Annotated in this window: 4 protein-coding genes; 2 read left to right on the top strand and 2 right to left on the bottom strand. The window is 62.6% G+C overall.

Annotated features, from left to right (window positions below; genetic code table 11):
• Positions 1–332: 332 nt before the first annotated feature.
• A complete protein-coding gene (locus tag ABWL43_RS12050) occupies positions 333–1,412 on the top strand; it encodes an ABC transporter substrate-binding protein (protein ID WP_404487848.1) in 1,080 nt (359 codons plus the stop codon).
• Positions 1,413–1,418: 6 nt separating this feature from the next.
• Here the strand turns inward: ABWL43_RS12050 and ABWL43_RS12055 are convergent, their stop codons facing one another.
• A complete protein-coding gene (locus ABWL43_RS12055; RefSeq protein ID WP_145165989.1) occupies positions 1,419–1,634 on the bottom strand; it encodes a DUF2970 domain-containing protein in 216 nt (71 codons plus the stop codon).
• 141 nt (positions 1,635–1,775) lie between these two features.
• Here ABWL43_RS12055 and ABWL43_RS12060 point away from each other — a divergent pair, with 141 nt between their 5' ends.
• On the top strand, positions 1,776–8,762 hold the full coding sequence (locus ABWL43_RS12060; RefSeq protein WP_404487849.1) for an NEL-type E3 ubiquitin ligase domain-containing protein: 6,987 nt from the start codon (positions 1,776–1,778) through the stop codon (positions 8,760–8,762).
• A 4-nt stretch (positions 8,763–8,766) separates the two neighbouring features.
• On the opposite strand, the gene metH is transcribed toward ABWL43_RS12060, so the two are convergent.
• Complete coding sequence (gene metH, locus ABWL43_RS12065) at positions 8,767–12,477, bottom strand: methionine synthase (protein ID WP_404487851.1); 3,711 nt, start codon at positions 12,475–12,477, stop codon at positions 8,767–8,769.
• Positions 12,478–12,547 lie beyond the last annotated feature (70 nt).

The raw sequence follows: 12,547 nt of genomic DNA on the forward strand, positions 1-12,547 counted from the left end.
GATGTTTGAGTATATGCAAATAACCAAAATGCCTAATGAGAAGGGTTATCGCGATACCCACATTTGTCATGCGGGCAATAATCAACTTTACTGTGAGCGTGTTTGAGTGCAATCACCTATAAAACCGATAAGAGGCGATGCAATGAGCAATTCGACCAAAGCCCGTAAACCCGACAGTACCGTTGATGCCTGGGCGATTTTGTTTCTGATAATCCTGGTGGTTGGAACCGCCGTGTTCTGGGTTAGCCACCAATAAACCAGCGTTGATTGGACCTCGATTGACTGTCGTATTGCCACTATCATGGCCGTCAACGTTCAAGGTTCTGACAACTATGTTGAAGGTTTTTATTACGTGTGTGTGGTTGCTGGGATCGACGTTCGGGGCCACGGCCCACGCCGCGTCGGTGGTGTTTCTCAACCCTGGCACGTCCACGGAAACCTTCTGGGTCAACTACGCGCAATTCATGCAGGCCGCTGCCAAGGACCTCGGCCTGGATTTGCGCGTGCTTTATTCCGAGCGCGATCCGCGTAACACCCTGGCACAGGCCCGGGAAGCGCTGCAAGGCAGCGAGCGGCCTGATTACCTGGTGCTGGTGAATGAGCGATACGTCGCCCCGCAGATTCTGCGCATGGCCCAGGGCAGCCCAGTCAAGCTGCTGATCGTGAATAACGCCCTGACCAGCGACCAGGTGCAATTGCTCAATGCACACAGCTATCCCAACTGGCTCGGCAGTCTTATCGCCAATGATGAGGATGCCGGTTACCTGATGCTCAAAGAGCTGTTGCGTCAGCATGGCCCCGTCGCACCCGGCCAAACCCTCGATCTGCTGGCGTTTTCCGGGGCCAAGACCACGCCAGCGGCGCAGCTGCGCGAGCAGGGTTTACAGCGGGCTCTGGTCGATTTTCCCTACGTGCGTTTGCGCCAGCTGGTGTACGGCGAGTGGAGCCGCCAGCGCGCGTTCGACCAGGCCACGCAACTGTTCAAACGTTATCCGCAAACCGCGCTGGTGTGGTCGGCCAATGATGAAATGGCGCTGGGCGCGATGGAGGCGCTGCAAGCCACTGGGCGTACGCCGGGCAAGGAGGTGCTGTTCAGCGCCGTCAACAGTTCGCCCGAAGTATTGCGGGCCCGCCTCGATGGGCGCTTGAGCGCATTGGTGGCGGGGCACTTCACCCTTGGCGGCTGGGCGATGGTGCTGCTGCATGACGATGCGCTGGGGCTGGATATCCGCCAGAACGGCGTGAATGAGCGCAAGCTCGATCTGTTTGAGTTGATCGGCCCGGACCTTGCCCAGCGTCTGCTGGATATCAACGCGGCGCAGGTCTACGGCGTAAATTTCCAGGCATTGTCGGCCCAGGGCAAGCCCGCCGGTTACGTTTACCCGTTCGGTTTGCGGCTGTTAACGCCTTGAGCGCACTCAAACGCCTGCCAGGTGCAGCACCAGCTTGACGATGGCGAACAAGGTCAGCGCAAACACTGCCGTGAACACAATTCCCATGATCACGAAGTGGCTGGGCTTGCCGTGAGTAAAATCGCGCGCGCGGTTCTTCCCGCTTTGCACCCCGAAGGCTGCGGCCATCACGCTGTGCAGCATTTGCCAGAAAGTAGGGGGCTTATTGGGTGAGTCGTTCATAAAACCCTCGTCATGCGGATCCGGTCGATCCTGAGCAAGCATAGTCAATTCCCCGCAGCGGGCGATAAAAGTGCACCGCTTCGCGGGGCCGCCAGCGTGATTTTCTGATGCTTCCTCAAGACGCATCAGGAATCTGCTCACATGCCTGCCCCTTCACTTCATGTTCCCTTCATCAAGACCCGTTTACCCGGATGGATCAAACACCTGGCGGCGCCGGACATCGAGGCCCTCAACCGCGCCCGCGATCCGGTGCAGCGCTTCAAGAGCGCCTACCCCGAGGCCTTTGCCGCCGCCAGCCCAGCATTGCGCCAGGCCCTGGATGACAGCGGCCGCCGGCGCCAGGCCTCCAGCCAGGCCCTGGCAGCAACGCTGAAAGACTTCAAAGGCGTCACCGAGTTTGCCGAGCCGTTGCTGGCCGAGGCATTGCACAAGACATTCGGCCAAACACCCGACGTCAACACCACCGCGCTGTTCCACCTGCACGCGCCCAACCGGGTCGAACAGCAGTCGTTGTTGCAAGCCGCACTGCGCAACTTCGAAGACGGCGAACGGTTTGATGAAACCGCGTTGCAGGAAACCAGTGCGCTGGCCCCGGCGGGGTCGCTGGACACCCTGGCGTACGATGAAAGCGAGCGTTATCCCTTTGCGAAATGGCGTTACCGCCTGCGCGACAAGCTGTCGATCAAGCCTGAAGATTTCGCCAGCCTGTGCCGTGAGCTGGACCTGGGTCAGCAGTACCAGCAACACCTGAGCGGCGTGTTTGAGACGCCAGCCACTGCGGCGCAGGTGCGCCGGCAGATGATCGAGGCAAACAAGGACACGCTGCGGGTGCAAGCCCACATCGCTCGCCTGCGCTCGACTCTCAGCCCCACGGCCTACGCCACGTTGCTGGCGATACTCGATGCCCATCCCGCACCGAGCCTGGATGGCAAGCCGGTGGCTTACAGCCAGTTGAACCTGTTGGGGGCGCAGGTGAGCGAGGTGCTGATCATCGGCGCCAGCGCGCGCAAGCCGTTGCCGGGCGTGGTGACGCTCATCGACGTTTTCCTGCCGGCGGCCGAGCTGCTCAAACCCCAGGTGGGCGACAGTCGAATCATCGTGTGGATCCCCGGCGATCCGCGTAACCCCGTCAGAGAGTACGCATCGCTCAAGGCGTTCACCGCACAGTTGGCGCTCAACCTGCGCTCGGTGGATTACCAGCGTTTTTTTACCGGCTTCTTGGCCCAGGATGAAGCGCAGATGTTCCTTCGGCGGCTTAGAAGCCAATTGAAGACCACGCGCTGGAACCCGAACCCGCTGCCCCCAGGGCCCAATTACAACCCTGCGGCCTACGCCCACGGGATGTACGAAGAAGTCTGGAACGACAACGTCAACCTGCGGCCCGAAGAAACCTTCATCAACGTCGAGGTGTTCGGCCATCTGTACGAACGGCACCTTGCATGCCTCAGGTCCAACGCGAAGTTGCTGGCGGTGCCCACCGCGCAGGTCGATCACGATGCCTGGGTCAATCGCCTCAAGCACTGGGCCGAATGGGGCTTGAACCTCCTCAATGTGGCGGCGTTTTTGGTGCCGGGCCTGGGCGAAGTGATGATGGCCGTCACCGCCATACAGATCGGCTATGAGGTTTATCAAGGCGTGGAAGCCTGGAACGCTGGCGACAGCGACGAGGCCTGGGCGCATCTTGCCTCGGTGATGCAGAACGTCGCGTTCATGGCCGCGCTGGGTGCCGTGGCGGGCAGGGCGCCGCCGGTTGTGCCGTCGCGCTTCGTCAACGGCATGAGCCGGGTGGTCACGCCGTTCGGCAAACTGCGCTTGTGGCATCCCGACCTTGCGGCCTACAAAAGCAGCGTCTCGCTCAAGGGGCTTGAACCCAATGCGTTGGGGCAATACCCGGTAGCAGGCAAAACCTACATTGCGCTGGAGGGCAATGTTTACGAAAAGACCTTCGACCCGGTGCGCAAGCAATGGCGGATCAAGCACCCGACTGAGATCGACGCCTATCAGCCGATTGTGCAACACAACGGGCACGGTGCCTGGCGGCACACGCTGGAGCGGCCGTTGACATGGCGTCGCAGCACATTGCTGCGCCGCTGCGGGCTGCACATGGAGCCATTTTCCGATGCGCAACTGGAACAGATCGCCGACGTCTGCGGGATCAGTGATGATCAATTGCGCAAACTGCACATGGATCAACAGGCGCCGCCGCCGGAGTTGTTGGAGATGGCCCGGCTGTTCGAGGCAGACCGCCAGGCGGACGAGGTGATCAGGCAAATCCGCGAAGGCGCCTGCGTGGAGGGCCTCTGCCAGTTCATGGTGCCGCTGGCCGTGGACATGCCGGGCTGGCCGGTCGAGGAGGTGGTGGAGGTGTTCAGCGGGCCCGAGCCCTGGGGCACTTCCCAGCGGTTTGGCGCAGCGTCGCCGGGCAGCACAAGGCCCACGATCAAGATCACCCAGGCGCAGGTCGATACCGGGCAATTGCCGGCGCACGTGCTGGCAGCCCTCAATGACGAGCAAATCAGCCGTTTGCTGGGCCGCGAAAACATCCAGGCCGGCGCCGACCAGGTGCAGGTGTTCAGAGAGCGTCTGGCCGATCAGGCGCAGGCCCGCAAGAAGGCGCTGTTCGACAGCCTCCAGAGCCGACGGGCGCCGCCAGACGCCGATATTCGCGCACTGCAGCGCAGTTTTACCTCACTCTCGCCGGAAGCCGCGCAGCGGGTACTGGCCAGTGCCAGCGCTGCTGAGTTGAGCCAACTGCGCAGCAGTGGCCGGGTGTCTCTGCGCCTGGCCAAAGCCATTCGCGTGCACCTGCATCAGGGCAGTCTGAGTCGCGCCCTGGCAGGTGTGTACCGCGAAAACCTGGCCTCTGCGGCCAGTGATCGCTTGGCGCTGCACAGCCTTGAGCAACTGCCCGGTTGGTCGACGGCTATTCGCATCGAAGAACGGTCCCTGGGCATCAAAGGGCCGCTGGTGGACAGCATCGGCGCAGAACAGGCCGCAACGCGTTATTACCTGATCAAGGTGGATGAGAGTTTTCGGCTGCTGGATGCCGAGGGCAGGGCACTCAATAGCCTTCCCCGGTACGGTCGCAATCTGTTTGAGTCGCTGCTGCACGCGCTGCCTGATGCGCTGCGCGAGTCTTTGCAGGGCGAGCCGGCTGAGGCGTTGCGCAAGCAGGTGGCGGACTATGCGTGCAGCCACCGCGAGGCCATGTCGCGCATCCTCAAGCGCGAGCCGCTCAAGGCCGGCGCCGGTCGCCGGGTACGAAGCCCGACCGGTCAACCGGGTTATGCGGCCAGCGGTGATGCAGTGGGGTTTGCCGACGAGCCGTTGGTTGCCAGGGTGCGCGATATTTATCCCAATCTGGATGATCAGCAGGCGTTGCAGTTCGTCAGGAGTCGACTGCTTGCCGGCGATTCCGATCAGCAGGTGTTCCACCTGTTGGAGAACCGACGCAGAGAGTTCGAGGGCTTGCGCGCAGCATTGGACACCTGGGTCGAAGGCGCCGTGCCTGCCTATCCTCGGGGGGCCAACTGGCCAACCCGGCGCGATATTGCCGAGCGGCTCATCGCCGGCTGGAGAAACGGTGTGTACCGCGGGCAGGCGCCGTTGTTCGAACTCGATCTGTTGGGCACCGAGCCGTTACCGACCTGGGCTGCCGATTTTTCCCATGTGCGCAAGGTGCGAATCAGCAGTTCACAGCTCGCCGCAGGTGCACTTTCCGAACAGTTTGGCGCGCTCGAAGCCCTCGATATTTGCATTGATTCAGCCAACATGGCTGCATTCGCCGACGTGCTGGCGGGGCTCACCGGCATTACCGAGCTCAAGCTCGAGCTGCCGACGTTTTTCGGCGAGTATTCGCCGGCATTGACCCAGGCGCTTCAAGGCATGAACCAGCTGGAGCAGTTGCACTTGACCGGCAGCCTTCCGGCCCTGGATTACCGTGCGCTGCCGCGTTTGCGTACGTTGCGGCTGGCCGGCAACCTGCGCGAATGGCCGGCAGGGCTGCTGGCGCTTGAGGGGCTTGAATCGGCCGACCTGACCGGCGTGCAGCTCGCCGCACTGCCCGACGAACTGTTCACGGGGCATGAGCGTTTGTGGCGCCGCCTGAGGTTGAATTGGAAGGCACTGGAACCGCAGGCGTTCCGACAGGCCTTTGACTACGTGCAGGGCAATCCGGCGCATCTGGTGGACGAACCGTACATCGTCGCGCAGTACTGTGAACAGCGCCTGGAAGCGCTGGTGCCGCACGTCCCGACCTTCGCCGCCAGTGCACTCGCCGCGTTCCATCAGGACGGCCTGGCGGGCCGTGCGTTGCTGAATAAGGTCGAGGCGCTGCATGAGGCGTATCGCGCCTGGGATGCGCCGCTGGTTGAGTGGCAAAGCCGCGATGGCGCGCGCGTCGAGGGCGAGCAAATGCCCTCCCACCATCGCCAGACGCTGGCGGACAGGCTGCGCGTGTGCTGGCGTGACGCGCTGGCTGCCCGGTACGCGACCCGCGAACCGGTGGCGGGCCCGTCGCGAGGCCGTGGCGAGCCGATGAGAGAGACGTTGGACTTGCGCGAATATGGTGCGCCGGGCGATTTGCCGGCGCTGGGCAATACGCTGTTCCCGCACATCCGGCGTTTGATCCTGGCCGGTGCAAAGCTCACGGCGGCGCAGGTGAATGGGTTCGTGGGCCGGTTTGTGCAGCTGCGCGAACTGGATCTGAGTCACAACCGCCTGACCGAGCTGCCTCAGGCCCTTGAGACGCTGGAACACCTGAGCGACCTGAGTCTGTGTGGCAACGAACTGACGATCACCACGCCCACCCAGACGCGGCTGAACCGCCTCAAAGCACTGCGACGGCTGGACTTGTCGATGAACCGCGTCGGCCGGCTGAGCGTCACGTCGCTGACAGAACTGGTGTCGCTGAACCTGGGGCAGACCGCGATCGTCGACTGGCCCGAGGGTGTGCTGAACCTGCCGCGCCTGGGTTTCCTCGACCTCAGCCACAGTGCCGTCACCGGCATTCCCGAAGCGGTGCTGGCCGGGCACGATGTGTTGCTGGCCGGCACCAGCCTGCGCGGTTGCCGCTTGAGCCCTACGGCGCTGGCCGTGGCGCAGGCTTTTGCCCGCCGCACCAGCGCCGGAAGACCCATGGCGAGCATGTTTGACAGGCCGTTCGGGATTGATCGCAACGTACTGGCGGCCGGCATGACCGGCGGCGATCCCATGTTCTTCCCGGTAGAAGTGTCGCAGCACCCGGACCTGATAATGCCGTTGGCATTGGTGCCCAAAGACACCGAGGCGTCACTGACCTCGGCCGAGCGCTTGCAACGCCTTGATCCACAGCTCGATGCCACCCAGGCCGGCAAGCGAATCGACACATGGCTGGCGCAGGACGTGAGTGCCACGCAGATCGAAACGGCGTTGCGCCAGTGGCAGGCGCAGCACACCCAGATGATCGAGCGGCTGAATGGCTGGATTGACAGGCCCGCCGTGCGCAACCGTAACGAGTGGGTCAACGCGACCGATCGCCGGCGCGCCGCTGATCGGCTGCTGGGCTGCTGGCGAGAGACGCTGAGCGACGTGCGAGGCATCCAGGCGCCCGCCAATGACGCTGCGCTTGACTTGAGCGGCCTGATCCTCGGTGACCTGCCGGCGCTGCCGGTTACCTTCAACCATGTGCGGGCGCTGGACCTGAGCGGTGTGCGGCTCACGACGGCCTCGAATGATTTTCTACGCGCCTTCCCGCGCTTGAACCGCCTGATGCTCAACGGCAACCGCATGGGCACGCTGCCCGAGGCCTTAACGCAGATGGCAGACCTGACCGAGCTGGGCATCCACGACAACGCGCTGGCGGCCAACGTGCCGTTGCAGGGCCAACTGCGTGGCTTGCCGCGCCTGCAAGTGTTGGACCTGGGGCGCAACGCCCTGAGCACGTTTGACCTCACCGGTCTTGACCGCCTGCAAAGCCTGGATCTGAGTCGCAACCGGTTGTCCGAATGGCCCACCGGCGCGTTGCAAGCCCCCGCGCTGACCCGCCTCGATCTCAGGAACAACTACCCGATAGCTGTGATCCCTGCCGACGCATTTGAGCCGCAACATGCTGCCTTGATGGCCGGTACCGATTTGTCCGGCAACCTGCTGCTTGAGGAGGCGTTGATCCGCCTGCGCGAGTATCAACGCGAAACCGAGCGTGGGCTGGGTTTCAGTGCCGAGGAAATTGACGATCAGCTGGCGGGGTACGGGGCCGAGTCTGATGACGAACAACCTGATGTTCACCCTGAGCTGGAGCCGGCAGCGGTGCAAAAGGCACGCTGGTTTGACGGCGTGCCCGTCGACTCGGAAAAACACGCGATATGGGACACGGTGATCGCCCGTGACGACAGCGGTGATTTCTCCAACATACTGGCGCAACTGCGTAATACCCGCGACTTCGAACTCGACCGCGCCGACCTGGCCGGGCGGGTTTGGCAGGTGCTGGAGGCGGCCTACGGCGATGCGGCCTTGTGCGAGCGGCTGATGGGCATCGCGCGTGCCTCTAGGCTTGCGGTGACCTGCGGGGATGGCCGCATGCTGTTGTTTAACGCGCTGGAAGTCGAAGTCTATGAGTTCAATGCCCTGCGTGCCATCGACCCCACCGACAAGGGGCGCGCCCTGCTGAAACTGTCCAGAGGGTTATTCCGCCTTGACCAGCTGGAGGCGGTGGCGAGTGTGCGGATCCGCGAAAACCCGGGCACCGACCCGGCCGAAATACGCCTGGCCTACCGTATCGGCCTGGCCCGGCGCCTGGCCTTGCCCAGGCAACCTGCAAGCATGCTTTACGAAGGTCTTTCCGGAGTACGGCCAGTCGACCTGGAGGCGGCCTATACGACGATCATGGCCCGCGAACAGACATCGCTGTTCATCGAGCAACTGACGGCGCGCGCGTACTGGGTCGATTATCTGCAACAGCAGTACCCGGACGCGTTCGCCCGGCTGCAGCAGACGCTGGCAGACAGCGCCTCTGCGCTGGAGGATCGCTACCCCGACATGAATTCGGCGTACCTGCAGCAGATGGAGGCGTTGCAGAAGGCCAACAAGGTGCAGCGCCAGGCCTTGATAAACGCACTGTCAGCGCGGGAGATCGCCGCGCTGGGCCATTAGCCGATCAGTTGTCGTAACCCAGGTTCGGCGCCAGCCAGCGCTCGGTCACGGCCAGGTCCTGGCCTTTGCGCGCGGTGTAGCTCGTGACCTGATCCTTGTCGACCTTGCCCACGGCAAAGTACTGCGCCTGCGGATGGGCGAAGTACCAGCCACTGACCGCCGCCGCCGGGAACATCGCGTAGTGCTCGGTGAGGAACACGCCGCTGCGCCCGGCGTGCATTTCGCGCGCCTGGGGGTCCAGCAATTGGAACAGCTGGGCCTTCTCGGTGTGATCAGGGCACGCCGGGTAGCCGGGAGCAGGGCGGATGCCGCTGTATTGCTCCTTGATCAGCGCCTCGTTGTCCAGTTGCTCGTCCTTGGCGTAACCCCAGTGCTCTTTACGCACTTGCTGGTGCAGCCACTCGGCGCAGGCTTCGGCGAGGCGGTCGGCCAGGGCCTTGACCATGATCGAGTTGTAGTCGTCGCCGGCGTCCTGGTAAGCCTTGGCGACTTCTTCGGCGCCGATACCGGCGGTGGTGATAAAGCCACCGATGTAGTCGGTCACGCCGCTGTCTTTTGGCGCCACGAAGTCGGCCAGGGAGAAGTTCGGCTTGCCGTCCGTCTTGATGATCTGCTGGCGTAGGTGATGCAGCTTGGCAATCGGCTGGCCATCGTCGCCGTAGACTTCCAGGTCATCGTCCTGCACCTGGTTGGTCGGCCAGAAACCGAACACCGCGCGGGCGCTGATGAGTTTTTCGTCGATCAGCTTCTTGAGCATTTCCTGGGCATCGGCGTAGAGCGCGGTGGCCGCTTCACCGACCACTTCGTCTTCGAGGATGCGCGGGAACTTGCCGGCCAGGTCCCAGGAGATAAAGAACGGCGTCCAGTCGATGTACTCGGCCAGCACCTCGAGGTCGATATTGTCCAGCACCTTGGCGCCGGTGAAAGTCGGCTTGACCGGGGTGTAGGTGCTCCAGTCGAACTGCGGCTTCTTGGCGATGGCCGCCGGGTAGCTCAGGCGCTCGGTGCGGGCGCTGCGGTTGGACGTACGCTCGCGCACGTCGATGTATTCCAGGCGGGTTTTCTCGACAAAACCGGCCTTCAGCTCCTTGGACAGCAACTGCGTGGCCACGCCCACTGCGCGCGAGGCGTCGGTGACGTAGATCACTGCATCATTGCTGTACTTGGGCTCGATCTTCACCGCCGTGTGCGCCTTGGAGGTGGTGGCGCCACCAATCATCAGCGGCAGGTGGAAGTCCTGGCGCTGCATCTCGCGGGCCACGTGCACCATCTCATCCAGCGACGGCGTGATCAGGCCGGACAAGCCAATGATGTCGCACTTCTGTTCCTTGGCCACCTGCAGGATCTTCTCTGCCGGCACCATCACGCCCAGGTCGACGATGTCATAGCCGTTGCAACCGAGCACCACGCCGACGATGTTCTTGCCGATGTCGTGTACGTCACCTTTAACGGTGGCCATCAGGATCTTGCCCTTGGCTTCCGGCTTGTCGCCTTTTTCCAGCTCGATAAACGGAATCAAGTGGGCCACGGCCTGCTTCATCACCCGGGCGGACTTCACCACTTGGGGCAGGAACATTTTGCCGGCGCCGAACAGGTCACCGACGATGTTCATGCCGGACATCAGCGGGCCTTCGATCACTTCGATCGGGCGCGCGAACGACTGGCGCGATTCTTCGGTGTCTTCAACGATGTGCGTGGTGATGCCTTTGACCAGCGCGTGTTCCAGGCGCTTGTTGACGTCCCAGCCACGCCATTCTTCGGTCTCGGCTTCTTTGACGCTGCCGTCGCCCTTGTACTTGTCGGCGATGGCCAGCAGGGCGTCGGTGCCTTCCGGCGTGCGGTTGAGCACCACGTCTTCCACCGCATCGCGCAGCTCGGCGGGGATCTGGTCGTAGATCTCCAGCTGGCCGGCATTGACGATACCCATGCTCAGGCCATTGCGGATCGCATACAGCAAAAACACCGAGTGAATCGCCTCACGCACCGGGTTGTTGCCACGGAACGAGAACGACACGTTGGACACGCCGCCCGAGGTCAGCGCGTACGGCAGCTCGTCGCGGATGTAGGCACAGGCATTGATGAAGTCGACGGCGTAGTTGTTGTGCTCCTCGATACCGGTGGCGACCGCGAAGATGTTCGGGTCGAAAATGATGTCTTCCGGCGGGAAGCCGACTTCATTGACGAGGATGTCGTAGGAGCGTTTGCAGATTTCTTTCTTGCGCGCTTCGGTATCGGCCTGGCCGGCTTCGTCGAAGGCCATTACCACCACGGCGGCGCCATAGCGCTTGCACAGCTTGGCGTGGTGAATGAACTGCTCGACGCCTTCCTTCATGCTGATGGAGTTGACGATGCCCTTGCCCTGGATGCATTTGAGGCCGGCTTCGATCACTTCCCACTTGGAGGAGTCGATCATGATCGGTACGCGAGAGATGTCCGGCTCGCCGGCAATCAGGTTGAGGAAGGTCACCATGGCCTTCTTCGAATCCAGCATGCCCTCGTCCATGTTGATGTCGATCACCTGCGCGCCGGCTTCCACCTGCTGCAGGGCGACTTCCAGGGCTTCGGTGTAGTTGTCTTCACGGATCAGGCGGGCAAAACGTGCGGAGCCGGTGATGTTGGTGCGCTCGCCGACGTTGACGAACAACGAGCTGCGATCAATGGTGAACGGCTCCAGGCCCGACAGGCGGCACGCCTTGGGAATGTCCGGAATCGGGCGCGGTGCGTAGCCGGCCACGGCCTTGGCGATGGCTTCAATGTGGCCTGGCGTGGTACCGCAGCAACCGCCGACGATGTTGAGGAAGCCGCTCTGGGCGAACTCTTCGATGACCTTGGCGGTTTGCGACGGCAGCTCGTCGTATTCGCCGAATTCGTTGGGCAGGCCGGCGTTCGGGTGCGCGGAAACGTGGGTATTGGCCTTGTTCGACAACTCTTCCAGGTACGGACGCAGTTCACTGGCGCCCAGCGCGCAGTTGAGGCCCACGGACAGTGGCTTGGCGTGGCTGACGGAGTTCCAGAACGCTTCGGTGGTCTGGCCCGACAGGGTACGGCCGGAGGCGTCGGTGATGGTGCCGGAGATCATGATCGGCAGTTCGACGTTCAGTTCCTCGAACACGCCTTGCACGGCGAAGATCGCGGCCTTGGCGTTGAGGGTGTCGAAAATGGTTTCGATCAGGATCAGGTCGGCGCCGCCTTCGATCAGACCTTTGGTGGCTTCGGTGTAGTTTTCCACCAGCTCGTCAAAGGTCACGTTGCGGTAGCCGGGGTTGTTCACGTCCGGCGACAGCGAGCAGGTACGGCTGGTCGGGCCCAGCACGCCGGCGACAAAACGCGGCTTGGCCGGGTTTTCCAGGGTCTTGGCGTCGGCGATCTTGCGCGCCAGTCGCGCGCCTTCTACGTTTAATTCGTAGGCCAGTTCCTCCATGCCGTAATCGGCCATGGAGATGCGCGTGGCGTTGAAGGTGTTGGTTTCCAGAATGTCGGCGCCGGCGTCCAGGTAGGCCTTTTCGATGCCGCCGATCACGTCCGGACGGGTGATCACCAGCAGGTCGTTGTTGCCCTTGACGTCACTCGGCCAGTCGGCGAAGCGTTTGCCCCGGTAGTCGTTTTCCTCAAGCTTGTAGCTCTGGATCATCGTGCCCATGCCGCCGTCGAGGATCAGGATGCGTTCCTTGAGGGCTTGGTGAAGGGCTTGCAGACGAGCACTACGATCGGACATGGGACTACTCTGGTCAGGCATTTCGGAGGGCGTGAATCATAGCAAACCTGTGCCGATTTGGAGCATGCCC

Origin of the sequence: Pseudomonas sp. HT11 (assembly GCF_044875395.1) — a bacterium.
Classification (GTDB): Bacteria; Pseudomonadota; Gammaproteobacteria; order Pseudomonadales; family Pseudomonadaceae; genus Aquipseudomonas.

Bases quoted from the DNA above. Each gene is read 5' to 3' on its own strand.
- ABWL43_RS12050 (WP_404487848.1), top strand. From the start codon at position 333: ATGTTGAAGGTTTTTATTACGTGTGTGTGGTTGCTGGGATCGACGTTC.
- ABWL43_RS12055 (WP_145165989.1), bottom strand. From the start codon at position 1,634: ATGAACGACTCACCCAATAAGCCCCCTACTTTCTGGCAAATGCTGCAC.
- ABWL43_RS12060 (WP_404487849.1), top strand. From the start codon at position 1,776: ATGCCTGCCCCTTCACTTCATGTTCCCTTCATCAAGACCCGTTTACCC.
- metH (WP_404487851.1), bottom strand. From the start codon at position 12,477: ATGTCCGATCGTAGTGCTCGTCTGCAAGCCCTTCACCAAGCCCTCAAG.